Annotated in this window: 25 protein-coding genes and 1 pseudogene; 5 read left to right on the forward strand and 21 right to left on the reverse strand. The window is 71.3% G+C overall.

The window, feature by feature from the left end:
- The 5 genes and pseudogenes from QM626_RS05505 to QM626_RS05525 form a co-directional block, all read right to left on the reverse strand.
- Positions 1-493: pseudogene (locus QM626_RS05505) on the reverse strand (cell division protein FtsK); the annotation flags it as partial.
- Between the two features lie 92 nt (positions 494-585).
- Positions 586-1,356: a PP2C family protein-serine/threonine phosphatase gene (locus tag QM626_RS05510; protein ID WP_415074806.1), complete on the reverse strand. Its 771-nt coding sequence runs from the start codon at positions 1,354-1,356 to the stop codon at positions 586-588.
- A 56-nt stretch (positions 1,357-1,412) separates the two neighbouring features.
- Complete coding sequence (locus QM626_RS05515; protein WP_415074808.1) at positions 1,413-3,410, reverse strand: ABC transporter ATP-binding protein; 1,998 nt, start codon at positions 3,408-3,410, stop codon at positions 1,413-1,415.
- On the reverse strand, positions 3,407-5,140 hold the full coding sequence (locus QM626_RS05520) for an ABC transporter ATP-binding protein (RefSeq protein ID WP_415074810.1): 1,734 nt from the start codon (positions 5,138-5,140) through the stop codon (positions 3,407-3,409). Before QM626_RS05520 ends, QM626_RS05515 begins: the two co-directional genes overlap by 4 nt.
- A 2-nt stretch (positions 5,141-5,142) precedes the next feature.
- Positions 5,143-5,754: a TetR/AcrR family transcriptional regulator gene (locus tag QM626_RS05525; protein WP_415074812.1), complete on the reverse strand. Its 612-nt coding sequence runs from the start codon at positions 5,752-5,754 to the stop codon at positions 5,143-5,145.
- A 160-nt stretch (positions 5,755-5,914) separates the two neighbouring features.
- Here QM626_RS05525 and QM626_RS05530 point away from each other — a divergent pair, with 160 nt between their 5' ends.
- On the forward strand, positions 5,915-6,403 hold the full coding sequence (locus tag QM626_RS05530; protein ID WP_415074814.1) for a DUF4870 domain-containing protein: 489 nt from the start codon (positions 5,915-5,917) through the stop codon (positions 6,401-6,403).
- Between the two features lie 147 nt (positions 6,404-6,550).
- The gene (locus tag QM626_RS05535; RefSeq protein WP_415074816.1) at positions 6,551-6,994 is read left to right on the forward strand and encodes a DUF4282 domain-containing protein; all 444 of its coding nucleotides are present in this window, start codon (positions 6,551-6,553) and stop codon (positions 6,992-6,994) included.
- 55 nt (positions 6,995-7,049) lie between these two features.
- Here the strand turns inward: QM626_RS05535 and QM626_RS05540 are convergent, their stop codons facing one another.
- From QM626_RS05540 to prmC, 13 genes are all read right to left on the reverse strand, one after another.
- Complete coding sequence (locus QM626_RS05540; RefSeq protein ID WP_415074818.1) at positions 7,050-7,805, reverse strand: YaaA family protein; 756 nt, start codon at positions 7,803-7,805, stop codon at positions 7,050-7,052.
- A gap of 70 nt (positions 7,806-7,875) precedes the next feature.
- The gene (locus QM626_RS05545; protein WP_415074820.1) at positions 7,876-8,136 is read right to left on the reverse strand and encodes a F0F1 ATP synthase subunit epsilon; all 261 of its coding nucleotides are present in this window, start codon (positions 8,134-8,136) and stop codon (positions 7,876-7,878) included.
- A gap of 1 nt (position 8,137) precedes the next feature.
- Positions 8,138-9,586 carry a F0F1 ATP synthase subunit beta gene (gene atpD / locus QM626_RS05550; protein ID WP_415074822.1) on the reverse strand — a complete coding sequence of 483 codons (1,449 nt, stop codon included), beginning with the start codon at positions 9,584-9,586 and terminating at the stop codon, positions 8,138-8,140.
- A gap of 25 nt (positions 9,587-9,611) precedes the next feature.
- Entirely contained in the window at positions 9,612-10,511 is a 900-nt protein-coding gene (locus tag QM626_RS05555; protein WP_415074824.1) for a F0F1 ATP synthase subunit gamma, read from the reverse strand.
- Positions 10,512-10,530: 19 nt separating this feature from the next.
- Positions 10,531-12,171: a F0F1 ATP synthase subunit alpha gene (gene atpA, locus QM626_RS05560; RefSeq protein ID WP_415074826.1), complete on the reverse strand. Its 1,641-nt coding sequence runs from the start codon at positions 12,169-12,171 to the stop codon at positions 10,531-10,533.
- 76 nt (positions 12,172-12,247) lie between these two features.
- On the reverse strand, positions 12,248-13,039 hold the full coding sequence (locus QM626_RS05565) for a F0F1 ATP synthase subunit delta (protein WP_415074828.1): 792 nt from the start codon (positions 13,037-13,039) through the stop codon (positions 12,248-12,250).
- Positions 13,039-13,593: a F0F1 ATP synthase subunit B gene (locus QM626_RS05570; protein ID WP_415074830.1), complete on the reverse strand. Its 555-nt coding sequence runs from the start codon at positions 13,591-13,593 to the stop codon at positions 13,039-13,041. The genes QM626_RS05565 and QM626_RS05570 overlap by 1 nt, the downstream gene beginning before the upstream one ends.
- A gap of 35 nt (positions 13,594-13,628) precedes the next feature.
- Positions 13,629-13,865, reverse strand: a complete 237-nt coding sequence (gene atpE, locus QM626_RS05575) for an ATP synthase F0 subunit C (protein WP_415074832.1) — start codon at positions 13,863-13,865, stop codon at positions 13,629-13,631.
- A 42-nt stretch (positions 13,866-13,907) separates the two neighbouring features.
- Positions 13,908-14,696, reverse strand: coding sequence for a F0F1 ATP synthase subunit A (gene atpB / locus QM626_RS05580; protein WP_415074852.1), 789 nt, complete (start codon positions 14,694-14,696; stop codon positions 13,908-13,910).
- A gap of 178 nt (positions 14,697-14,874) precedes the next feature.
- Positions 14,875-15,348: a hypothetical protein gene (locus QM626_RS05585; RefSeq protein ID WP_415074834.1), complete on the reverse strand. Its 474-nt coding sequence runs from the start codon at positions 15,346-15,348 to the stop codon at positions 14,875-14,877.
- Entirely contained in the window at positions 15,345-16,496 is a 1,152-nt protein-coding gene (locus QM626_RS05590) for an MraY family glycosyltransferase (RefSeq protein WP_415074836.1), read from the reverse strand. Before QM626_RS05590 ends, QM626_RS05585 begins: the two co-directional genes overlap by 4 nt.
- Positions 16,493-17,173, reverse strand: coding sequence for an L-threonylcarbamoyladenylate synthase (locus QM626_RS05595; protein ID WP_415074838.1), 681 nt, complete (start codon positions 17,171-17,173; stop codon positions 16,493-16,495). Before QM626_RS05595 ends, QM626_RS05590 begins: the two co-directional genes overlap by 4 nt.
- A gap of 7 nt (positions 17,174-17,180) precedes the next feature.
- Positions 17,181-18,092, reverse strand: a complete 912-nt coding sequence (prmC, locus tag QM626_RS05600; RefSeq protein WP_415074854.1) for a peptide chain release factor N(5)-glutamine methyltransferase — start codon at positions 18,090-18,092, stop codon at positions 17,181-17,183.
- Positions 18,093-18,184: 92 nt separating this feature from the next.
- Between prmC and cysK the strand changes: the two genes are divergently transcribed.
- The 3 genes from cysK (at position 18,185) to QM626_RS05615 (ending at position 21,215) form a co-directional block, all read left to right on the forward strand.
- On the forward strand, positions 18,185-19,123 hold the full coding sequence (gene cysK, locus QM626_RS05605; RefSeq protein WP_415074840.1) for a cysteine synthase A: 939 nt from the start codon (positions 18,185-18,187) through the stop codon (positions 19,121-19,123).
- A gap of 1 nt (position 19,124) precedes the next feature.
- Positions 19,125-19,694, forward strand: coding sequence for a serine O-acetyltransferase EpsC (epsC, locus tag QM626_RS05610; protein WP_415074842.1), 570 nt, complete (start codon positions 19,125-19,127; stop codon positions 19,692-19,694).
- 120 nt (positions 19,695-19,814) lie between these two features.
- The gene (locus QM626_RS05615) at positions 19,815-21,215 is read left to right on the forward strand and encodes an amidase (protein WP_415074844.1); all 1,401 of its coding nucleotides are present in this window, start codon (positions 19,815-19,817) and stop codon (positions 21,213-21,215) included.
- Between the two features lie 81 nt (positions 21,216-21,296).
- Here the strand turns inward: QM626_RS05615 and QM626_RS05620 are convergent, their stop codons facing one another.
- From QM626_RS05620 to rho, 3 genes are all read right to left on the reverse strand, one after another.
- Positions 21,297-22,244 (reverse strand): endonuclease domain-containing protein, encoded by a 948-nt coding sequence (locus QM626_RS05620; RefSeq protein WP_415074846.1) that lies wholly within the window; start codon positions 22,242-22,244, stop codon positions 21,297-21,299.
- A gap of 152 nt (positions 22,245-22,396) precedes the next feature.
- Positions 22,397-23,470, reverse strand: coding sequence for a peptide chain release factor 1 (gene prfA / locus QM626_RS05625; protein WP_415074848.1), 1,074 nt, complete (start codon positions 23,468-23,470; stop codon positions 22,397-22,399).
- Between the two features lie 27 nt (positions 23,471-23,497).
- On the reverse strand, positions 23,498-25,375 hold a 1,878-nt coding region (gene rho, locus QM626_RS05630), incomplete at its 5' end, for a transcription termination factor Rho (protein WP_415074850.1).

A 25,375-nucleotide genomic window follows, 5' to 3' on the forward strand; every position in this document is an offset into this window, starting at 1 on the left:
CCACGACCGGCGCGCCGGTCACCGTGCCGGCCTCGTCCCGCACGGCCGCGGCCTCGACGCCCTCGCCGTGCACCCGCACGGCGCTCGCCACCGGGCCGCGACCGACCACGAGCATCCCGGCCCGGCCGGGCACCGTCCGCCACACCTCGCCGGGAGCGGACGCGAAACCCGCGGCGTCCGGATGCCGTGCCCGTAACGCCGCGCGCTCCTCGTCGTGCGCCGACGTGATCCGGGCGCGCACCTGCGTCACCGTGTCTGCGCGCGCCGCCCGCTCCCGCCGGCGCTCGCGCCGCCCGCTGCGGACGGCGTCGAGCACGGAGGCCGTCGCCGTCAGCGGGCCGAGCGCCGCGAACCACAGCACGAGGGGCGATCCCGTCGCCAGCCACATCGCGCCGGCGCCGAGCACCGGCACGACGCACGCCAGCACGGGCGGCGACACGCGGCGACCGGCGCCGGGCGCCGGCGGCAGGGAGAACTGCGTGGGCTCCGGCATCCCCCGAGTCCAGCCGTCGGGCAGGCACGGCGGAGCGGACGCCGCGCACCGGTGGACAGGTCGCCGGCCGGATCCGCCTGGGGAGGAGAGGATCAGCGGATGCGGGAGACGTTGAGCACGATGACCGTGACGTTGTCGCGGCCGCCGTTCTCCAGCGCGGCGTGCAGCATGGCGTCGACGGCCTCCGCGGGATCGGCGTGCTCGCGCAGGAAATGCGCGAGCCCGTAGTCGGTGAGCTCCTTGGTCAGCCCGTCGGAGCACACGACGAACCGGTCGCCGTCGACGACGTCGAGGCGCACGTAGTCCGGCTTCACGCTCTCGCTCGGCCCCACCGCACGGGTGATGACGTTGCCGTAGGGGTGGTTCTCGGCCTCCTCCGGGCTGAGACGCCCGGCGGCGACCAGCTCCTGCACGACGGAGTGATCGGTCGTGATCTGCACCAGCGCGTCGTCGCGCAGCAGGTACACCCGCGAGTCGCCGATGTTCAGCGTCACCCAGTGGGGCTCGGCGCCGCCCGCCTCGAGGTAGACGCCGGTGACGGTCGTGCCGGTGCCCTCGTCGGTCGTCTCGGGGTGGCTGGCGATGTCCTTGACCGCCTTGGCGAGGGCCTTCTCGATCAGCCGCGGGGTGACCGCACCGCCGGTCACGACCGTCTCGAGCCGGCTCACCGTCGACGCGCTGGCGATCTCGCCGCCGATGTGCCCGCCCATGCCGTCGGCGACGACGAACAGCGGATATCGCGCCAGCACGGCGTCCTGGTTGATCTCCCGGCGGCGTCCCACATCCGTCGCCGCCGCCCAGGACAGCTCCAGCGCACCGGATGCCAACGCCACCCGTCGGGTCTGCGTCGTCGTCTCAGACACTGAAACGTCCTCCGGTCGGCTGGCAGATCGCCGCCGCACACGACGTCACGGCGTTCTCACATCCTAGAGGGTGTCTCCCGGGATGCCGGTGCCGCCCCGGCGGCGCCCTCCTCGTCGACCGCGGCCTCGAACTGGGCGTTGTAGAGCCGCCAGTATGCGCCGCGGGCGCGGAGCAGTCCGTCGTGCGTGCCCTGTTCCACGATCGTGCCGTCCTCCATCACGAGGATCAGGTCGGCGTCGCGGATCGTCGAGAGGCGGTGCGCGATGACGAAGGAGGTGCGGTCGCGGCGCAGCCGCGCCATGGCGCGCTGGATCAGCAGCTCGGTGCGGGTGTCGACCGAGCTGGTGGCCTCGTCGAGGATGAGGATGCGCGGATCGGCCAGGAAGGCCCGCGCGATCGTCACGAGCTGCCGCTCGCCGACCGACAGGTTCGTCGCCTCGTCGTCGAGCACGGTGTCGTACCCGTCCGGCAGGGCGTGCACGAACCGGTCGACGTAGGCGGCGGTGGCCGCGGCCACGATCTCCTCCTCGGCGGCGTCCGGGCGCCCGTAGGCGATGTTGTCGCGGATCGTGCCGGCGAACAGCCACGTGTCCTGCAGCACCATGCCGGTGCGCGCGCGCAGGTCGGCACGGGTCATGGCGCGCGTGTCGACGTCGTCGAGGGTGATCGCGCCGCCGTCGATCTCGTAGAAGCGCATGAGCAGGTTCACGAGCGTCGTCTTCCCGGCACCGGTGGGTCCCACGATCGCGACCGAGCTGCCGGCTCGGATGTCGAGGTCGACCCCGTCGATCAGCGGCGTGTCCGGGACGTACCGGAAGGAGACGTCGTCGAACCGCAGGTGCCCGGCGTCCGCCGGCGCGGTCAGCGCCGGGTCGGCGTCCGGGTCCTCCTCCGCCTCGTCGAGCAGCTCGAACACCCGCTCGGCGCTGGCGACGCCCGACTGCAGCAGGTTCGCCATGGATCCCAGCTGGCTCAGTGGCTGCGAGAACTGGCGCGAGTACTGGATGAACGCCTGCACGTCTCCGATCGAGATCATCCCGGCCGCGACCTGCAGACCGCCGACGACGGCGATGGCCACGTACACCAGGTTGCCGATGAACATCATCGCCGGCTGGATCATGCCCGAGACGAACTGCGCCCCGAAGCTGGAACGGTACAGGGCGTCGTTCTCGGCGGCGAAGTCGGCCTCGACCTCGCGCTGGTGGCCGAAGACCTTCACCAGCGAATGGCCGGAGAACGTCTCCTCCACGCGCGCGTTCAGGACGCCGGTGGCCCGCCACTGCGCCACGAACAGCTTCTGGGACCGCCGCGCCACCAGGATCGTGACCAGGAGCGTCAGCGGGATCGTCACGAGCGCGATGAGCGCCAGCAGCGGCGAGATCACGAACATCATGACGATCACGCCGACCACCGTCAGCAGCGACATGATCACCTGCGAGATGGTCTGCTGCATCGTCTGACCGATGTTGTCGACGTCGTTCGTGACCCGGCTGAGCAGCTCTCCCCGCTGCATCCGGTCGAAGTACGACAGCGGCAGCCGGTGCACCTTCTCCTCGACGCGCATGCGCAGCCGGTGCATCGCGCGCTGCACGATGCCGTTGAGGATGCGGGCCTGCAGCCAGGAGAACAGCGACGCCACGAGGTAGATCGCCAGCACCCCCAGCAGGATCGCGCCGAGCCTGCCGAAGTCCATGCCGGCGCCGGGGACGAAGTCGGTCGTGGACAGCAGGTCCGCCTGGGACTGCTGCCCCGCGGCGATGAGCTGGTCGATGATCTGCTGCTTGGTGGTGCCGGCGGGCACGTCGCCGAGCTGGGCGGACACGAAGCCCGCGACGACGACGTTCGTGCCCTCGCCCAGCAGTTTCGGCCCGAGCACCGTCAGCCCGACGCTGACGACGCCGAACAGGAGGACGAGGACGAGCCGGGCCGTGTCCGGACGGAGCGTGCCCAGCAGCCGTCTCGCGCTGGCGCCGAAGTCCTTCGCCTTCTCGGCGGGCATCCCGGCACCGGCGAACGGGCCGCCCATCGGGCGGGGTCGGCTCTGGGAGCTCATGCCGCCTCCTCCACGGTGAGCTGGGACTCGACGATCTCGCGATACGTCTCGCATGTGGCCAGCAGCTCGTCATGTCGTCCGATGCCGGTGATCCGGCCGTGCTCGAGCACGACGATCTGGTCGGCGTGCTGGATCGTCGAGACCCGCTGGGCCACGACGATGCGCGTCGCGTCGGGCAGGGACGTGTCCAGGGCGCGGCGCAGCGCCGCGTCCGTGCGCAGGTCGAGGGCGGAGAACGAGTCGTCGAAGATGTAGATCTCCGGCAGCTTCACGAGCGCGCGTGCGATCGCGAGCCGCTGACGCTGACCGCCCGAGACGTTCGTGCCGCCCTGCGCGATCCGGCCGTCGAGCCGGCCCGGCATCGCCTCGACGAAGTCGCGCGCCTGGGCGAGCTCGAGCGCCCGCCACAGGTCGTCGTCGGACGCCTCGGGGTTCCCGTACCGCAGGTTGGAGGCCACCGTGCCGGAGAAGAGGAACGCGCGCTGCGGCACCAGCCCGATGCGCCGCCACAGCTCGTCCGGCTCGTAGTCGCGCACGTCGACGCCGTCCACCCGCACGGCGCCGCCGGTCACGTCGAACAGGCGCGGGATGAGTCCGGCCAGCGTGGTCTTGCCCGAGCCCGTCGAGCCGATGATCGCGGTCGTCGTCCCGGGCTCGATCGTGAAGGCGAGGTCGTGCAGGACCGCCTCGTCGGCGCCCGGATAGGCGAAGTCGACATGGTCGAACACGACGCCGCCGGCGGGGACGGGCGGGTCGACGGGATGCTGCGGCGCCAGCACCGAGGAGCCGGTGTCGAGCACCTCGCCGATGCGGTTCGCGCAGACCGCGGCGCGCGGGATCATGACGAACATGAACGTCGCCATCATGACGCCCATGAGGATCTGCATCATGTAGCTGAGGAACGCGAACAGGGTGCCGACCTGGGTGGTGCCGGCGTCGATCTGGAAGGCGCCGAACCAGATCACCGCGACGCTGGAGGCGTTGAGCACCAGCATCACGGCGGGGAACATGAACGCCATCAGGTTGCCGGCGCGCAGCGCGGTGTCGCGCACGTCGCCGCTGGCGGTGGCGAACCGGGCCCGCTCCTCCCGCTCGCGCACGAAGGCTCGGACGACGCGGATGCCGCTGAGCTGCTCCCGCATGATCTGGTTGATGCGGTCGATCTTGACCTGCATGGCTCGGAACGCCGGCACCATCCGCACCACGATGAGCGAGACGATGACCAGCAGGACCGGGACGGACACGGCCATCAGCCACGACAGTCCGGCGTCCACCTGGATGGCGAAGACGATGCCGCCGATGGCGAGGATGGGGGCCGACACCATGAGGGTGGCCGAGACCTGCACCAGCATCTGCACCTGCTGCACGTCGTTCGTGTTGCGGGTGATGAGGGACGCGGCGCCGAACTGCCCCACCTCGCGCTGGGAGAAGCCGACCACGCGATGGAAGAGGTCGTATCGCAGCGAGCGCCCCATGCCCATCGCGAGCCGCGAGCCGAAGTACACCGCGACGATGGCGCACACGATCTGCGCGAGGCTGACCAGCAGCATCACCAGGCCGGTGCGCCAGATGTAGCCGATGTCGCCGGTGATGACGCCGTTGTCGATGATGTCCGCATTGAGCGTGGGCAGCCAGAGCGAGGCGAGCGACTGGGCGATCTGGAACACCAGCACACCCACGATCAGCGGCCAGCCGGGCCGCAGGTACCGCACGAGAAGTCTCCCGAGCACGTCTATTCCTCTCCGCGGGCGGCGCCCGCGATTCCGTACAGGATGAAGTCCACCAGTTCGTCCTCGGTCAGGCCGACGCCGTCGCCGGCTCGCGCGCCGTTGGCGGCGATCCCGGCGATGCGCATCACCGCGCTCATCCGCTCCGGCGGGATGTTGAGGCGGTCCGCGTCCGGCGCGAAGATCGCGGCGACCACGGACCGGAACTCGCCGTCTCGGTCCCGCGCGAAGTACTGCGGGATCTCGTCGCGCGGCAGCAGCGACAGCATCCGGAACACGCGTTGCATCCAGAGCTGCGTGCCCCGCACCAGGCGCCGGACCTTCTCGTCGAGCGGGAGCTGCGGATCGACGAGACCGTCGTCCATGCGCTCGCGCGCCTGGTCGAAGAAGGCGTGCACGGCGGCGCGCACCAGCGACTCCTTGTCGCCGAACGCACGGAAGATGGTCCCCTCGGCGATGCCGAGGTGCTCGGCCAGCTGCCGGGTCGTCAACGCGGAACCGTGCTCGAGGAACAACGGCACGGCCTCGGCGGCGATCATGGCGCGGCGTTCGTCGGGCGCCATCGGCTTCGCCCGCGAGCGGGCGGGCGCATCGGCATCGTCGACGACATCGGTCATCGCACCAGCATAAATGAGTGAGCACTCACTCCACAAGGTCGGCGTTCCCCGGCTTCTCTCAGGAAGGCGTTGCGGCCGGTCCCCGACGGGGCTACTTTGTGCGTGACGCGCACGTTCGTGCGCCCCATGCCGTACCCGAACGCCTACAGAGAGGCCGACGATGAGCGACACCACTCCCACGCCGGATCAGCCCCAGGTTCCGCAGCAGCCCGCGACGCCGCAACAGCCGCCCGCATACCAGCAGCCGCCGGCCGCGCAGCCGGGCTATCCGCCGCAGTACGCGAGCCCGAACCCGCCGTACAGCCCCGAGACCGACAAGCAGCTCGCGATGTGGGCGCACATCGGCGGCATCGTCGGCTTCCTCCCGTCGCTGATCATCTGGCTCATCGGCAAGGATCGCGGTCCGCGCACGAACGTCGAGGCGAAGGAGGCGCTGAACTGGCAGATCACGTGGGAGATCGTCTACTTCGCGCTGTGGATCGTGAACATCTTCCTCGGCTTCACGCCGCTGTGGCCGGTGGCGCTGCTGTTCGGCCTGGTGATGTTCGCGCTGTGGGTCGTGAACATCATCTTCTCGATCATCGGCGGCGTGCGCGTGAACGCGGGCGGCAGCTACCGCTATCCGGTCAACTTCCGGTTCATCAAGTAGCACGAGGAGGGATGGTCCCGCATCACGCGGGGCCATCCCTTCGTCGTGTCGCTCGGAGTCGCGGCGCGTCATGCGCCGTCATACCGATCTTGCCGCCGGCACCGGGCAATAGTGTGCCCTCACCAGAACACCACGAGGAGCCCGCCAGTGACCGACAACACCTCGCCCGAACAGCCCGCCACCCCGCCTCAACGCACGAGCGGACAGCCCCCGCTGCCGCCCCGGCCGCCGTTGCACGCGCCGGACGGCCATCGCCCGCAGATCGCGACCGGCTTCTTCCGCGCGCTATTCGACTTCAGCTTCCGCACCTTCATCACCCGTCGCCTGGCGGGAATCTTCTATCTGGTCGGCCTTGCCGTCATCGCGATCGCGTTCCTGGTCTACTTCATCGGCGGCATCATCGCAGGTGTCGGCGCTCTCCGCTACAACTCGGGGGGCGGGGCGTTGCTGATCATCGGCACGATCATCCTGGTTCCGGTGCTCACGTTCGTGAGCATTCTCGTGCTGCGGTTCTGGATCGAGGCGGTCGTCGCGCTCGTCGCGGTCGCGGAGAACACGCGGGACACCGCCGAGAACACCCGGCGACGCTGAGGCGCCGCCGCACGACCGTCTCCCGAGCGAGGGCGGCGCCGGCTTCGACGCGTGCTCAGTCGCCGGCCGCGTGAAGAAGCCATTCCCCGTTCACCTCGTCGAGCCGGTGGCCGCTGCCGCGCAGCCAGTCCCGCAGTCCGCGCAGCGTGCGCACCCGCGGGCGCATCTCCGCGAGCTCACGCGCGAGCAGTCCCTTGGTCCTCTTGTTGAAGTGGTTGAGGGCGCGCACCGCTCCCCCGCCGGCGTCGGCGACGACGCGGACGTACGCCGAGGGGATGCCGGTCGGCACCGGTCCCAGCGCCGCGTACGCCTCCGAGCGCAGATCGAGCACGAACGCGGGCGCGAGGGCCGTCAGCGCCGCGGTGACCGCCTCCGCCCAGTGGCGTCGGAGCGCCGGCAGCCCCGGCAGCGACGTGCCGGCCGCGAGCCGGTACGCCGGGATGGGATCGCGCGCGCCGACGGGGCCGAACGGCGCCGAGTGGATCAGCGCGTGCTCGCCGAGCCAGCGCCTGGCCCGGGCGTCGAGCGTCACGGCGTCCAGCGCGTCGTAGAGCACGCCGGTGTAACGGTCCATGGCGGGCAGGGTGGCCGCGGTGCGCAGGGCGGCGTTGACCTCGACCTCCGGCCGCTGCCGCGCGCTGAGCCCCAGCACCCGCGCGGCCGCGTCGGCGTCCGCGGACAGCGCCACCAGCGCATCGACGACCGCGTCCCGCCGCCCGGCGAGCTGCGGCAGGGCGAGGGTATCGGTGCGCAGCGGCGCGCCGGTGCCGCCGGAGCGCTTCGTCTCCGACGGCGGCAGCAGGATCAGCATCCTCGGTCCTTCGGAAGACGCCGCACGCCGCCCGCGTTCGACACGGACGGCGTGCGGCTGGCGTCGAGGGTCAGGAGACCAGCGCGGCGTTCCCGGCCACGATCGTGACCTGATCCCGCTCGACCGAGACGAAGCCGTCGCGCGCGTCGGCGACGATCTTCGCACCGTCGGTCTGCGTGATGCGCACCTGGCCTTCGGCGAGGATCGCGAGCACCGGCTCGTGGCCGGCCATGAAGCCGATCTCGCCCTCGACGGTCTTCGCGATCACGAGCGAGGCCTCGCCCGACCAGACCTCCGCGCTAGCTGCGACCAGGCTCACCTGCAGCGGCATGTCAGCCGTTCTCCTTCTGGATCTGCGCCCACTTCTCCTCGACGTCGGAGATGCCGCCGACGTTGAAGAAGGCCTGCTCGGCGACGTGGTCGAAGTCGCCCCGGACGATGGCGTCGAACGACTCGATGGTCTCCGTGATCGGCACCGTGGAGCCCTCGACGCCGGTGAACTTCTTGGCCATGTAGGTGTTCTGCGAGAGGAACTGCTGGATGCGGCGGGCGCGGGCCACGACGATCTTGTCCTCTTCGCTCAGCTCGTCGACGCCCAGGATCGCGATGATCTCCTGCAGCTCCTTGTTCTTCTGCAGGATCTGCTTCACGGCGGTGGCCACACGGTAGTGGTCGGCGCCGATGTAGCGCGGGTCGAGGATGCGGCTCGTGGAGGTCAGCGGGTCCACCGCGGGATACAGGCCCTTCGACGCGATCTCGCGGCTGAGCTCGGTCGTCGCGTCCAGGTGCGCGAAGGTCGTCGCCGGGGCCGGGTCGGTGTAGTCGTCGGCGGGCACGTAGATCGCCTGCAGCGAGGTGATCGAGTGGCCGCGGGTCGAGGTGATGCGCTCCTGGAGCACACCCATCTCGTCGGCGAGGTTGGGCTGGTAGCCCACCGCGGAGGGCATGCGGCCGAGCAGGGTGGAGACCTCGGAGCCGGCCTGCGTGAAACGGAAGATGTTGTCGATGAACAGCAGCACGTCCTGCTTCTGCACGTCGCGGAAGTACTCCGCCATCGTCAGGGCCGAGAGGGCCACGCGCAGGCGCGTCCCCGGCGGCTCGTCCATCTGGCCGAACACGAGGGCGGTCTTGTCGAAGACCCCCGCCTCCTCCATCTCGTGGATGAGGTCGTTGCCCTCACGGGTGCGCTCGCCGACGCCGGCGAACACGGACACGCCGCCGTGGTCCTGCGCGACGCGCTGGATCATCTCCTGGATCAGGACGGTCTTGCCGACGCCCGCACCGCCGAACAGGCCGATCTTGCCGCCCTGGACGTACGGGGTGAGCAGGTCGATGACCTTGATGCCCGTCTCGAACATCTGGGTCTTGGACTCGAGCTGGTCGAAGCTCGGCGCCTGACGGTGGATGCCCCACCGCTCGGTGACCTCGATGACCTCGCCGTCGGTGGCGTTGAGCACGTCGCCGGTGACGTTGAAGACCTTGCCCTTGGTGACGTCGCCGACCGGCACGGTGATCGGGCCGCCGGTGTCGCGCACCTCCTGGCCCCGGACCATGCCGTCGGTCGGCTTGAGCGAGATGGCGCGCACGAGGTCGTCGCCCAGGTGCTGGGCGACCTCGAGGGTGATCTCGCTGGTCACGCCCTCGACCGTCACGTCGGTCGTGAGCGCGTTGTAGATGTCGGGGATGGCGTCGTGCGGGAACTCGATGTCCACGACGGGACCGGTGACGCGCGCGACGCGCCCGGTGACCGTGGTCGGGGCCTGCGTGGCAGTGGCACTCATTGTCTGTCTCTTTCGGTTTCGGTCTTTACTTGCCGCTCGCGAGGGCGTCGGCGCCGCCGACGATCTCGGCGATCTGCTGCGTGATCTCGGCCTGGCGCGCGTTGTTGCGCAGGCGGGTGTAGTCGGTGATGAGCTTGTCGGCGTTGTCGCTGGCGGACTTCATCGCCTTCTGGGTCGCGGCGTGCTTGGCGGCCGACGACTGCAGCAGGGCGTTGAAGACCCGGCTCTGGATGTACACCGGCAGCAGCGCGTCGAGCACCGTCTCGGCATCCGGCTCGAACTCGTAGAGCGGGTAGACGGCGCCGGACGCCGGCCCCTCCTCCGCCTCGACGACCTCGAGCGGGAGCAGCCGCACGGTCTCGGGCGACTGCGTCATCATGCTGACGAAGCGGTTGTACACGAGGTGGATCTCGTCGACCCCGCCGTCCACGCCGCCGCGGTTGAACGCGTCCAGCAGGACGCCCGCGATCTCCTCCGCGGTCGAGAAGTGCGGCGTGTCGGTGTCGCCCGTCCACTGCGCCGCCGCGTCCATCTTGCGGAACTGGAAGTAGCCCACCGCCTTGCGCCCGATCAGGTAGAACACCGGCTCCCGGCCCTGATTGCGCAGCAGCGTCGCCAGCTCGAGGCCCTCGCGGAGGATCTGCGAGTTGAACGCGCCCGCCAGACCCCGGTCGGAGCTGAAGATGACGACCGCCGAGCGGCGGACCGTCTCGGGCTCGCGGGTCAGCGGGTGGTCGACGTTGGAGTACGTCGCCACGGCCGAGACCGCACGGGTCACCGCCCGCGCGAACGGGCTCGAGGCGCGCACGCGCGCCATCGCCTTCTGAATGCGGGAAGCCGCGATCAGCTCCATCGCCTTCGTGATCTTCTTCGTGGTCTGGGCAGAGGCGATCTTCTGCTTGTAGACCCGGAGTTGTGCGCCCATGTCCTCTGCCTCGCGGGCCTCAGCCCCGGTGCCCCTTGACGATCTTCTCCTGGTTCACGTCCGCGGCGGACGCCTCGGCGAACTCCTCGCGACCGGGGGCGTCGATCGCCTGACCGGCGCCCGCCTGGAACTCGAGGATGAACGCGTCGGTCGCCGCCGTCAGCGCGGCCAGGGTGTCGTCGTCCAGCACGTTCGTCTCGCGCAGGGTGTCGAGCACGGTGGTGTTGCGGCGCAGGTAGTCCAGCAGCTCGCGCTCGAAGCGCAGCACGTCCTCCACCGCGATGGTGTCGAGCTTGCCGTTGGTGCCGGCCCAGATCGAGACGACCTGCTCCTCCACCGGGTACGGCGAGTACTGCGGCTGCTTGAGCAGCTCGGTCAGGCGCGCGCCGCGCTCGAGCTGCCGGCGCGAGGCCGCGTCGAGGTCGGAGGCGAACATCGCGAACGCCTCGAGCGAGCGGTACTGGGCGAGCTCGAGCTTGAGCGTGCCGGAGACCTTCTTGATCGACTTGACCTGTGCGTCGCCGCCGACGCGCGACACCGAGATGCCGACGTCGACCGCGGGACGCTGGTTGGCGTTGAACAGGTCGGACTGCAGGAAGATCTGGCCGTCGGTGATCGAGATGACGTTCGTGGGGATGTAGGCGGACACGTCGTTCGCCTTGGTCTCGATGATCGGCAGGCCGGTCATCGAGCCCGCGCCGAGCTCGTCGCTCAGCTTCGCGCAGCGCTCGAGCAGACGCGAGTGCAGGTAGAACACGTCGCCCGGGTACGCCTCGCGCCCCGGCGGGCGGCGCAGCAGCAGCGACACGGCGCGGTAGGCCTCGGCCTGCTTCGACAGGTCGTCGAAGATGATCAGCACGTGCTTGCCGCCGTACATCCAGTGCTGGCCGATGGCCGAGCCGGTGTAGGGGGCGAGGTACTTGAAGCCGGCCGGGTCGGACGCGGGGGCCGCGACGATCGTCGTGTACGCCAGGGCGCCGGCGTCCTCGAGCGCGCCCTTCACGGACGCGATCGTGGAGCCCTTCTGACCGATCGCGACGTAGATGCAGCGCACCTGCTTGTTCACGTCGCCGGAGTCCCAGTTGGCCTTCTGGTTGATGATCGTGTCGATCGCGATGGCCGTCTTGCCGGTCTGGCGGTCGCCGATGATCAGCTGACGCTGGCCTCGCCCGACCGGGATCATCGCGTCGATGGCCTTGATGCCGGTCTGCAGCGGCTCGTGCACGCTCTTGCGCTGCATGACGCCGGGGGCCTGCAGCTCGAGGGCGCGTCGTCCCTCGGTCTGGATCGGGCCGAGGCCGTCGATCGGGTTGCCGAGCGGGTCGACGACGCGGCCGAGGTAGCCGTCGCCGACGCCCACCGAGAGCACCTCGCCGGTGCGGGTGACCTGCTGGCCCTCCTCGACGCCGGCGAAGTCGCCGAGCACGACCACGCCGATCTCGTGCTCGTCGAGGTTCTGGGCCAGGCCCAGCGTGCCGTCGGCGAAGGTCACGAGCTCGTTCGCCATGACACCCGGCAGGCCCTCGACGTGCGCGATGCCGTCCGCTGCGTCGATGACGCTGCCCACCTCGGCGGCGGCCGCGCCGGTCGGCTCGTACGCCGCGGCGAAGTCCTTCAGTGCGTCACGGATGACGTCGGGGCTGATGGAGATGTCTGCCATTGTCTTCCTTCGTTTCGTGGGGCCCTCGGCCCCGAAGTCCACGCCCCGGCGCCTGGCGCCGCTGGCGAGAAGTCTGTCAGCCCGCCAACCGCTGTCGCAGGTCGGCGAGACGGGTGGCGACGCTCGCGTCGATGAGGTCGTCGGCGACCTGCACGCGCACCCCGCCGAGCACCGCGGCGTCCACCACGGTGTTCAGGGTGACCTGCGTGCCGTAGCGCGCCGAGAGGGCCGCCGTCAGCCGCTCGGCCTGCGCCGCACTGAGCGGGGCGGCCACGGTGACGGTGGCGACCGTGCGACCGCGCTGGTCCGCGACCAGCGCCATCGCCCGGGTCAGCAGCTGGCGCACGCGGCGCTCACGCGGATGACGCACGAGCGCGGCCACGATCAGGGTCGTGGCGTCGCCGGCGCGTCCGGACAGCAGCGACCGGATGAGCTCCCCCTTGGCGGCGGCGTCGCCGAGCCGGCTGCCCAGGGCGAGCTCGAGCTCGGGGTTCGCGGTCACGAGGCGCGAGACGGCGAACAGCTCGCCCTCCAGGTCCGCGTCCGGCGCGGCGATCGAGGCCGCCCGCACCGCGAGCTCCTCGATGCCGTCGACGAACTCGGCGGCGTTCGACCACCGCTGGGAGGTCGCCGTGGACAGCAGCGCGACCGCGGGCGCCGACAGCGCGCGTCCGAACACGTCCGCGACGACCTTCCGCCGCGCCACGGGCGCCGCGGCGGAGTCCGCGAGCGCGCCGCGCAGCTGCGGGCTGGAGTCGATCGCACGCGCCGCGTCGAACAGCTCGCCGGCGACCGCGAGGTCGATGCCCGGGGTCGCCGTCAGCTCCTGCCGCAGAGCGGTCAGGGCGTTCGTGGTCGCGCTGCCCATCAGTTCGGCGCCTTCTCGGTCTCGAGCTCCGCCAGGAACCGGTCGACCACGCCCTGCGCGGCCCGGTCGTCCCGCAGCTTCTCGCCGATCACGCCGCCGGCGAGATCGAGCGCGAGCGAGCCGACCTCGCTGCGCAGCGAGACGAGCGCGGTCTGGCGCTCCGCCTCGATCTGCGCCTGCGCGTGCGCCGTGACGCGCGCGGCCTCGGCGACCGCGGCGTCCTTCGCCTCGGCGACGATCTTCTTGCCGTCCTCGCGGGCGGCCTCGCGGATCTCGCCGGCCTGCACGCGGGCCTCGGCCAGCTGCGCGGTGTACTGCTCGAGGGCCGCCTCGGCCTGCTTCTGCGCCTGGTCGGCCTTCTCGATGTTGCCCTCGATGGCGGCGGCGCGCGCGTCCAGCAGCTTCTGCATCCGCGGCAGCACGACGCGCCAGAACACGAAGAGGATGATGACGAAGCAGACGAACGACCACACCAGGTCGTAGACCGCCGGAACCAGCGGGTTCTCAGCCGCCTCTTCCTCCGCCGCGGCGAGAGTGACAAGAGCGTGGAGCATCCTGTCTCCTTACGTGTTACGTGGTCGTGGCGGGATCAGGAACCGAAGATGAAGCCGGTCGCGATACCGATGAAGGCGAGCGCCTCGGTGAAGGCGATACCGATCCACATCAGCACCTGCAGGCGGCCGGCGAGCTCGGGCTGGCGGGCCACGCCCTCGATCGTCTTGCCGACCACGATGCCCACGCCGATGGCGGGGCCGATGGCCGCGAGGCCGTAGCCGATGGTGGCGACCGATCCGCTGACGTCGGCGAGAACCGTAGTTGCGTCCACGGGGTTGTTTCCTTTCGTTGAGGGCGGCGGATGCCGTCCCGATCAGTGCTCTTCCGCGACCGCGAGCTGGATGTAGACCGCGGTGAGGATGGTGAAGACGTACGCCTGGAGGAAGGCCACCAGGAGCTCGAACAGGGTGAAGACGAAGCCGAAGGCCAGCGTGCCGACGCCGAGCGCCGTCCACCAGCCGCTCAGCTGCACGGTGAAGAACCACGTCGCGCTGAAGAAGAGCACGAGCATGAGGTGGCCGACGATCATGTTCATCAGCAGTCGCAGCGTCAGCGTGACCGGCCGGATGATGAACGTCGACAGGAACTCGAGCGGGGTCACGATGATGTACAGCACCGGCGGCACGCCGGCGGGGAACAGCGAGTTCTTGAAGAAGTTCTTCGGGCTCTTCCTGATGCCGGCGTAGATGAACGTGATGTAGGACACGACCGCCAGCAGCAGCGGCACCGCGATCACGCCCGTCCCGGCGATGTTCAGCAGCGGCACCACGCCGGTGGCGTTCATGAACAGGATCATGAAGAACATCGTCGTGAGGATCGGCAGGAACCGGTTGCCGTCCTTGCGGCCGAGCAGGTCGTGCGCGATGTTGACCCGCACGAAGTCGAGGCCCATCTCGACGACGCTCTGGAACCGGGTCGGGACCAGACGCATCCGCCGCGTGCCCCACACGAAGAGCACGACCAGCACGACGGTGGCCAGGATCTGGATGAGGTTGATGCGCGTCAGCGCGAACGGCGTGCCCGCGAAGAGAAGGGCGTCGGGGAAGAAGTCCCCGATGGACGGCGCGTGGAATCCGTCAGACGACTCGGCGTTCGCGATCAGGCTCGCAGCTTGGGTAAACAGCGCTGGCTCCAGCTTCGGGGCAACGGTGTAGAACCGTTGCGACGATGGTCGAGGGGGCACCAAGCGCAAGCGATCACAAGCTCGCGAACAGGCGCACCTCCACCTTATCAAACTCCCGGCTCACCCACGTGCCGGAGCGGGCCGGGCGGAAGGCGGTTCAGGGCGCGGAATCGGTGCGGTCGCCCTCGTCGGGGTCCGTCGGGAGGGTCGTGTCGCTGACGGCGGGCAGCCGCATCCGCGTCATGACGACGACGTCCACGACGAGCGCCGCGACGACCCCGGCCACCAGCGCCACGAAGAACACCGGCCGATCGATCCACGACTGGTCGCGCAGCACGAGCATCGCGACCACGAACACCACGATCTTCACCAGCCAGCCGCCCAGCACGACGCCGAAGAAGATCGGCACGTACAGCGGGTCGCCGAACCATCGGTTGGCGACGAGGATGCTGGCGGCGGTGATCGAGAGGAAGACGGCGGCCGCCAGCACCCCTGCCAGGGCGCTCACCAGTCCCGCGCCGCCGCCGACGAGGAATCCGACGACGACGCCGATCACGGCCAGGACACCGGTGACGATGCCCGACCAGATCAGCGCGGTGCGCAGGATGGGGGTGCTGGAGACGGTGCTCACGGGGCCTCCTCGGCCGGGACGGGGCGCCGGCGGCGGCCGGGCATGAAGGTGACGACGAGGCAGGCGGCGATGCCGACCACGCCGAACGCGACGCCGATCCAGTACTGGCCGTACCAGTTCTCTCGCGTCGCGATGTACATGAGCAGCACGGCCATGCCGATCACGGCCGCCCACGCGTAGAAGATGAGCACGGCGCCCAGGTCGGAGTGGCCCATGTCCAGCATGCGATGATGCAGGTGCTTGCGGTCGGGCGCGAACGGCGACTTGCCGGCGCGCAGCCGCCGCACGACCGCCAGGCCGAAGTCCAGCAGCGGCAGCATGACGACCGCGATCGGCAGCAGGATCGGGATGAACGCGCCGAGCAGCTGCGATCTTCCGAACAGGGCGGGGTCCAGCATGGCCGGCTGGATCTGACCGGTGATCGCCACCGCGGAGGTCGCCATCAGCAGCCCCAGCATGAGGGCTCCGGCGTCGCCCATGAACATCTTCGCGGGATGCCAGTTGAACGGCAGGAACCCGACGCAGGCGCCGACCAGGGCGATCGCGATGAACGAGGCGAGGTTGAAGTAGGTGCTCGCGCCGATGTCGCGCACCAGCAGGTACGAGTAGACGAAGAAGATGCCGTTGGCGATCAGGCAGACCCCCGCCACGAGCCCGTCGAGCCCGTCGATGAAGTTGACCGCGTTCATCACCAGCACGATCGCGATCACCGTCAGCGCGAAGCTCATCCAGCTCGAGCCGACCGTCATGCCGCCGATCGGCAGGGAGGAGATCTGCAGCTGGCCGAACCACACGATGAGCCCGGCGGCGACCAGCTGGGCGCCGAGCTTGATCATCCAGTCCAGGTCCCACAGGTCGTCGGCCACGCCCACGAGCACGATGAGCAGGGTGGCGCCGAGGACGGCGAGCATGGGGCCGGGGTCCGACCAGATCAGGGCGAAGCCGCTGTTGCCCGACGAGAACGCGAAGGCGACCGCGACGCCGAGGAACATCGCGATGCCGCCGAGCCGGGGCGTCGGCGTCGTGTGCACGTCGCGCTCACGGATCGGCGGGTGGATCTTGTAGCGCAGCGCCAGCTTCCAGACCACCCACGACAGTCCGAAGGTGACGAGGGCGGTCAGCAGCGCCGTGACCAGGTAGAGCTTCACGCCGGCTCGACGGGGTCGGGCTCCAGCGCATCGCCGAGCACCGCCCGCAGCGCCGCGCGGTCGATCACGCCCTCGCGCAGGACACGCACGGTCCCGGTGCCGCCGTGCGCGAGGCCCGTCGCGTCCACGATCGTCGACGGGACGCCCGTGCTGCTCGGCCCGTCGTCGAGGTAGACCGAGACCGACTCGCCCAGCATCCGCTGCGCGTCGTGCGCGGCGACCGCGGCGGGCCTGCCGGTGAGGTTGGCGCTGGAGACGGCCAGGGGCCCGGTCTCCTCCAGGAGCTCGAGGGCGAGGCGGTGCGCCGGCATGCGCACCGCGACGGTGCCGCCGGTGTCGCCGAGGTCCCAGCTGAGCGAGGGCTGCGCGGGCAGCACGACGGTGAGCCCGCCCGGCCAGTGCGCGCCGACGAGGCGTTCGATCGGCTCCGGGATGTCGCTGACGAGGGCACGGACGGTGGTCAGCCCAGCCACTAGCACGGGCGGCGGCGACTGGCGGCCGCGTCCCTTCGCGGCGAGCAGCCGGGCGACGGCGGCGGGGCTGAACGCGTCGGCGGCGATGCCGTACACGGTGTCGGTGGGCATCACGATCAGCTCGCCCCGCCCGATCGCGCCGCGGGCCTGGCGCATCCCCGCCAGCAGCGCCGACTCGTCGCGGCAGTCGAAGAGGGAGGTCATGGCGCGGTCATTCTATCGGGGACGACTGATCACCAGCGGGACGCAGGGCCGTCGTGGCGCGGTCGCGCAGCGTCAGGTCGCGGTGGGTGGCGGCGCCGAGCCAGCCGTCGGCGGCGAGCAGGTGGCGCACGGCCTCCCCCTGCACGTCGGCGTGCTCGATGACGATCATGCCGCCCGGATGCAGCAGCCGCAGGCCCACCGTGCTGAGGGTGCGCACCACGTCGAGGCCGTCCTCGCCGCCGTAGAGCGCGGCCGGCGGGTCGAACAGGCGCACCTCCGGGTCGCGCGGGACGGCGGCATCCGGGACATACGGCGGGTTGGAGACGAGCACCGTGACGGTGCCGTCGAGCTCGCCGAACGCCGCGGCGAGGTCGACGAACGCGAGCCGGGCGTTGCCGGCCCCGACCTCCGCGAAGTTCTCCGTCGCCCAGATGAACGCGTCGGCCGAGTTCTCGGCCGCGTGCACCTGCGCGTACGGCACCTCGGTGGCCAGCGACAGCGCGATCGCCCCGGATCCGGTGCCGAGGTCCACGGCGATCGGGGCGGGCGAGGCGGCGGCGCGCAGCCGGTCGATGGCGAGCTGGGCGACCATCTCGGTCTCCGGACGCGGCACGAACACGCCGGGCCCGACGCGCAGCTCCAGATGACGGAAGGGGGCGCGCCCGGTCAGGTGCTGCAGGGGCTCGCGGGCGGCGCGACGGCCCGTGAGCGCCGCGAACGCGTCCGCCTGGCCGTTCTCGAGGGCGTCGCCGCGGACGGCCGCCGCCTGGACCTCGCCGCGGGAGCGCTGCAGCACGTGCGCCAGCAAAAGCTCCGCGTCGGTCTGCGGGTCGGTGACGCCCGCGCGTGCCAGCTCCGCGACCGCCGTCTCGACCGCCCGACGCACGGAGACGGCGGCGGAGGGGACGGGCACGGGAATCCAGCCTAACCCTCGTCGTTACAATCCGGTGGAGACGGGGTGCGCGCCATAGGCTGTTCGATGCCCGCCCCACCGACCCGAAAGGCTGCGCCATGCCCGGCATCCATCCCGACATCACGACCGCGTTCGGCGACACCCCGCTGGTGCGTCTCAACAAGGTCACCGCCGGCCTCGACGCAGAGGTGCTCGCCAAGCTCGAGTTCTACAACCCGGCATCGTCGGTCAAGGACCGTCTGGGCATCGCGCTGGTGGACGCCGCGGAGGCCTCCGGCGAGCTGCAGCCGGGCGGGACGCTCGTCGAGTCGACCAGCGGCAACACCGGCATCGCCCTGGCGATGGTGGGCGCCGCCCGCGGCTATCGCGTGATCCTCACGATGCCGGCGTCCATGTCGAAGGAGCGCCGCCTGCTGCTGAAGGCCTTCGGCGCCGAGCTCGTGCTGACCGACCCGACCAAGGGCATGTCGTTCGCGGTCGCGGAGGCCCAGCGGATCGTCGCCGAGACCCCCGGGGCGGTCTGGGCGCGCCAGTTCGAGAACGCCGCGAACCCGGCGATCCACCGTAAGACGACCGCGGCGGAGATCCTGCGCGACACGGACGGGGCCGTCGACGTCTTCGTCGCCGGCATCGGCACCGGCGGCACCATCACCGGCGTCGGCCAGGTGCTCAAGGAGAAGGTGCCCGGCGTGCGGATCGTCGCCGTGGAGCCCAAGGACTCCCCCGTCCTCACCGAGGGTCACCCCGGCCCCCACAAGATCCAGGGCATCGGCCCGAACTTCGTGCCCGCGATCCTCGACCGCGACGTGATCGACGAGGTCGTCGACGTCACCTTCGAGGACTCGCTGCGGGTGGCCCGGGAGCTCGCCGCACAGGAGGGGCTGCTGGTCGGTATGTCCTCCGGGGCGGCGGTCTGGGCGGCGCTCGAGGTCGCGAAGCGGCCCGAGAACGCGGGCAAGCGCATCGTCGTGATCGTGCCCGACACCGGTGAGCGATACCTCACCACCGCCCTGTTCGAGGACCTGCGCGAGGACTGACATGTCGATCCTCGCGCGCCTGAAGGAGGACATCGCGGCCGCGAAGCTGCGGGACCCCGCCGCGCGCGGCGGGGTGGAGATCGCCCTGCTGTACTCCGGACTGCACGCGATCTGGGCGTACCGGCTGTGGCACGTGCTCTGGCTGCGGCGGTGGCGCTTCCTCGCGCGCGCCGGATCGCAGCTCACCCGCTGGGTGACCGGGATCGAGATCCATCCGGGGGCGACGATCGGGCGCCGGTTCTTCATCGACCACGGCATGGGGATCGTCATCGGGGAGACCGCCGAGGTGGGCGACGACGTGATGCTGTATCACGGCGTCACCCTGGGCGGGCGCACGCGGGACGCGGGCAAGCGGCATCCCACCCTCGGCGACGGCGTCGTCGTGGGCGCCGGCGCGAAGGTGCTCGGCCCGGTCGTGATCGGCGCCCGCTCGGCGATCGGCGCGAACGCCGTGGTCACCCGCGACGCGCCCGAGGACAGCGTGCTGGTGGGCGTGCCGGCCAAGAGCCGGTCCCGCCGGACCGGCGAGGACACCCGTGCGCTGCTGATGGCACCCGAGTACAGCATCTGAGGTGCACGACCCCGCCCTGGTCCCGCCGTCCGCACGATCGGCGTACGACGCGCCGCGCGGCGGGAGGCCGGCGTCGGCGTGTCGCCGCCGCGTCGCGCGCATCGGACGACGGGCGGCACCGTGAGCGAGCTGCACGACCTGACGGCCGGCGAGCTCCTCGACCGGCTGCGCGCGGCGGCGGTGTCGCCGGTGGAGGCGGTCGCGCACTACGTCGAGCGCATCGCGCGGCTCGACGGGCGGCTCGGCGCGTTCGTCGAGGTGACGGCCGATGCCGCTCTCGCCCGCGCCGCGCGGCTCGAGGCCGCGGCGCCGTTCGGGACGCTGTGGGGGCTTCCGCACGCGGAGAAGGATCTCGTGGCCCGCGCCGGCGTGCCCACCCGCTACGGGTCGGCGGCGCGGATCGACCATGTGCCCGCCGCGTCGGACGAGCTGGCGCTTCTGCTCGACGCCGCCGGCGCCGTCAGCGTCGGCAAGACGAACACGCCGGAGTTCGGGCTGACCGGGTACACCGAGTCGGCGGTGGCGCCGCCCGCGCGCGACCCCTGGGACACGCGCAACGGAGCCGGCGGCTCGTCCGGCGGCGCGGCGGCGGCGGTGGCCGCCGGTCTGCTGCCGGCCGCGATCGGATCGGACGGCGGCGGATCGGTCCGCATCCCCGCCGCGACCGTGGGGATCGTGGGCCTGAAGCCGTCGCGCGGACGGCTGCCGGTCGGCTCCGGGCTGGACTCCCCCGGCGGCCTCGTCGTGAACGGGCCGCTGGCGCGCACGGTCGGCGACGCCGCGCTGCTGCTCGACGCCCTCGTCGCCGGCGCGCCGTACCGGCATGCCACCCGTGCCGCCGGTGCCGGGCCGTTCGTCGACGCCGTGCGGACGGACGGTCCGGCGCTGCGCGTCGCGGTGACGACGGTGTCGCCGTGGGACGACGACGAGGACATCCGTCTCGATGCGGCCGCGGCGGCGGCGGTCTCGACGGCCGCCGCCGTCCTCGACGGTCTCGGCCACGCCGTCGCCGAGCTCGCCTGGCGGCCGCACGGGTACGCGGCGCTGTTCCGGGTGCTGTGGCGTTCATCGGCCGCGCGGCTCCCGCTGACCGACGCCGAGCTCGCACGCCTCCAGCCGATCACGGCATGGCTGGTGCGCGAGGGCCGGGCGCTCGGCGCGCCGGAGCTGCTCGGGGCGCTGTCCGCGGCGTCCGCCTTCGAGCGCGAGACGATCGCGGTGTTCGCGCCCTACGACGCCGTGCTGACGCCCGCGCTCGCGCTGCCGGCGCGGCCGGTGGGCTGGTTCGACGCCGCGGATCCGGAGCGCGACTTCGCGCAGCAGGTGCGGTACGCGCCGTACTCGAGCTTCGTGAACGTCGCGGGCCTGCCGGCGATCGTCGTGCCGGTGACCCGGGACGCCGCCGGCCACCCCGTCGCGGTGCAGCTCGTGGGCAGGCCCGGCGGCGAGGCCGCGCTGCTGCGCCTGGCCGGGCAGCTGGAGTCCGCCCGCGGACCGCTGCCGCATCCCCCCTGCTGGTGACCCCCCTCCCCTCTGCCCCCATCCCGTTGACTTGCCCTATATGCACGCAATGAAGGCGCTTTCGCGTGCATATAGGGCAAGTCAACGTGCGGCGAGAGCTCCCCTCACACGAGCCACGACCGTGCCCGGATGCCGGAACAGCGCGTCGCGCGTCACCCGCACCGTGCGCCACCCTGCCGCCGCCAGACGCTCCTGCCGCTCGATGTCGCGCTGCCATTGCCTCGCGTCGGTACGATGCTGATCCCCCTCGTACTCGATCGCGACGCGCTCGCGCGGGTACGCGATGTCGACGCAGGCGATGAATCCCTCGCCGTCGTAGACGTCGAGGTTGAGCGTGGGCTCGGGCAGACCGCCATCCACGAGCGTCAGACGCGTCCAGGTCTCCGGGCGTGACGCGGCACCTTCCCTCACGCGCGGCAATGCATCTCGTAGTGCGACGACGCCGCGGCGCTTGGGCGCCCGCTCCACGGCATCGGTCAACTCCGCCATCGACGCCAGCGCCGGCGCGACGATGCGGCTGTGCGGACCGGCTATCCGGTCGACGTACAGGCACGCGTCTGCGACCGCGACGAGGTCGTACGGATGATGCAGCAGAACACCGAGCAATGCCCAGGTCGACGCGGGGTCGGTGACCGGCGTTCCGTCGGACATCGTCGTCAGCGTGACGGCGTCGGGCTTGAGCTGATGGCCGGCGACACCGCGAGCGCGGGCGGCGTGGCCAGGAGCGAGCACCGAGACGTGTATGTCGGCGGACCCCGGGTGCGGAAGCGGCAGACCCCACAGCAGGGCGGCGGTCGTGTGCGAGAAGAACTCCAGCGAGCTCATCCGGACGCGGTACGCAGCGGCTGCGGCGAGAATCCGCCGAACGGCGGTTGCGTGGGGATGCTCGTCGTCCGGGATGTCGACGGCTGGGGCTCGGATGCCGTGGAACGGACGCGCGAGACGCGGATCGTCCACGAGGCGGCGGGAGGCTCCCGCCATCCTGGCCTGCCAGGTGAGGAACGCTCGATCGAGGGATGCGGTGTCCATCCCGCGACCCTGTCAAGCCGCCGCCCCGCCGGCTTCTCGTTGTCCACAGCCCGGGTCACGCGCGCCCCCTCCGTCACGATGACTTGCCCTATATGTACGCGACAACGCCCCCGACACGCGCATATAGGGCAAGTCATCGGGGAGGAAGGGGGTCAGGGGGCGAGGGCCGCGAGGCGCTCCTCCTCGTCGGCGGCGACCAGCGAGTCGATCACCGGCGCGAGGGCGCCGTCCATCACCTGGTCGAGGTTGTAGGCCTTGTACCCGGTGCGGTGGTCGGCGATGCGGTTCTCCGGGAAGTTGTACGTGCGGATGCGCTCGGAGCGGTCCATGCCCCGGATCTGCGAACGGCGGGCGTCGGATGCCGCCGCGTCCCGCTCCTCCTGCTGCTTCGCGAGCAGCCGCGCCCGCAGCACCCGCATCCCCGCCTCGCGGTTCTGCAGCTGGCTCTTCTCGTTCTGCATCGACACGACGATCCCGGTCGGGATGTGGGTGATGCGCACCGCGGAGTCGGTCGTGTTGACCGACTGGCCACCGGGACCGGACGAACGGAACACGTCGATCTTCAGGTCGTTCGCATCGATCTGCACCTCTTCGGGCTCGTCGACCTCGGGGAAGACGAGCACGCCGGTCGTCGAGGTGTGGATGCGGCCCTGCGACTCGGTCGCCGGCACGCGCTGCACCCGGTGCACCCCGCCCTCGTACTTCAGGTGCGCCCACACGCCGGCCGCCGGGTCGGTCGACGATCCCTTGATCGCGACCTGCACGTCCTTGTAGCCGCCCAGGTCGGACTCGTTCCGCTCCAGCAGCTCGGTCTTCCACCCCATGGACGCCGCGTACTGCAGGTACATGCGCAGCAGGTCGGCGGCGAACAGCGCGGACTCGGCGCCGCCCTCCCCCGCCTTGATCTCCATGATCACGTCGCGGGCGTCGTCCGGGTCGCGCGGGATCAGCAGGCGTCGCAGCCGCTCCTGCGCCTGCGCGGCCTGCTCCTCGAGATCGGGCACCTCGGCGGCGAAGGCCTCGTCCTCACGGGCGAGCTCGCGCGCGGCATCCAGATCGTCGGATGCCGCGCGCCACGCATCGTGCGCCGCGACGATCTTCGACAGCTCGGCGTAGCGCCGGTTCACGCGCTTCGCGCGGGCGGCGTCCGCGTGCACCGCCGGGTCGCTCAGCTCGGCCGCCGCCGCGCGATGCTCCTCGCGCAGCGCCTCGACCGAGGCGAACATGCCGGAATCGGACATGCGCAGCCGGACTCAGCGGATGTTGTTCTCGTGCGCGTGCGAGTGGCCGCCGGCGGCCGGCGCCGGGATCGACTTCTGCATCTGCACGAGGAACTCCACGTTCGAGCTCGTCTCCTTGAGCTTGCCGAGCACGACCTCCAGCGCCTGCTGCGGGTCGAGGCCGGCGAGGGCGCGGCGCAGCTTCCAGGTGATCTTCACCTCGTCGGGGCTGAGCAGCATCTCCTCGCGGCGCGTGGAGGAGGCGTTCACGTCGACGGCCGGGAAGATCCGCTTGTCGGCCAGCTGACGGCTCAGCCGCAGCTCGCTGTTGCCGGTGCCCTTGAACTCCTCGAAGATGACGTCGTCCATCTTGGAGCCGGTCTCGACGAGGGCGGTCGCGAGGATGGTGAGCGACCCGCCGTTCTCGATGTTGCGCGCCGCGCCGAAGAAGCGCTTGGGCGGGTAGAGCGCGGAGGCGTCGACCCCGCCGGTGAGCACGCGACCGCTGGTGGGCGCGGAGACGTTGTACGCGCGTCCGAGGCGGGTGATCGAGTCCAGCAGCACGACGACGTCGCGGCCGAGCTCGACCAGACGCTTCGCCCGCTCGATCGCGAGCTCCGCGACGGTCGTGTGGTCCTCGGCCGGACGGTCGAACGTCGAGGCGATGACCTCGCCCTTGACCGTGCGCTGCATGTCGGTGACCTCTTCGGGGCGCTCGTCGACGAGCACGACCATGAGGTGGACCTCGGGGTTGTTCTGGGCGATGGCGTTCGCGATCTGCTGCAGCACGATCGTCTTGCCGGCCTTGGGCGGGGCGACGATGAGCCCGCGCTGGCCCTTGCCGATGGGGGCGACCAAGTCGATGATCCGCTGCGTCAGCTTCTCCGGCGCGGTCTCCAGGCGCAGGCGCTCCTGCGGGTAGAGCGGCGTGAGCTTGCCGAACTCGACCCGATTCGCGGCGTCCTCGGCCGACAGGCCGTTGACGGAGTCGACCTTGACCAGCGCGTTGTACTTCTGGCGGCTGTTCTGCTCGCCTTCGCGGGGCTGCTTGATCGCGCCGACGACCGCGTCGCCCTTGCGCAGGTTGTACTTCTTGACCTGGCCGAGCGAGACGTACACGTCGCTGGGGCCGGCGAGGTACCCGGTCGTGCGCACGAACGCGTAGTTGTCCAGCACGTCCAGGATGCCGGCGATCGGGATGAGGACGTCGTCCTCGCCGATCTCGGGCTCGAACTCGTCGGCGCCGCCGCGGCGCTTGTTCTGGTTCTGGTTCGCGCCCCGCTGCCGGGTGCGGTTCGACGACTGCTGCGCGACGGGCTCCTCGGCCGGCTGCTCGGCGGCCTCGCCGTTCGCCGCGGCGTCGCCGCCCGCGGAGTTGCGCTTGCGGTTGCGGCTGCGCGAGCGGCTGCGCGAGCGCGTGGCCTGCTCGCCCTCGGCGGGCTGCTCGGCGCCCTCGGCGGCCTGGTCGGCGGTGTCCGCCGGCTGCTCGACGGCCTGCTCGGCGGTGTCCGCCGCCTGCTCGACGGCCTGCTCGGCGGTGTCCGCCGGCTGCTCGGGATGCTCGGCATCCGGAGCGACACCCTCGGCCGGCGCGGCGTCCGCGGCGGCCTCTGCGTCCGCAGACGGCTCGACGACGGGGGCCTCGACCGCGGTGTCCGCGGGAGCCTCGACCGCGGTGTCCGCGGGAGCGGCGGGCTCGGATGCCGGTGCCTCCTCGGCCGGGACGTCGGTGCTCTTCGCACGCCGCGGGGCGCGCTTGCGGGGCGCCTTCGCCGGCGCGGCCTCGGCGGGCGTCTCGGCAGCCGGCGCGGCCTCGGCGGGCGTCTCGGCAGCCGGCGCGTTCTCGGCGACCGGCTCGACGGGTGGCGCGGCCACCTCGACCGGCGCGGCCTCGTCGGCGACCGGCTCGGA

The organism is Microbacterium sp., from assembly GCF_047606385.1.
Classification (GTDB): domain Bacteria; phylum Actinomycetota; class Actinomycetes; order Actinomycetales; family Microbacteriaceae; genus Microbacterium.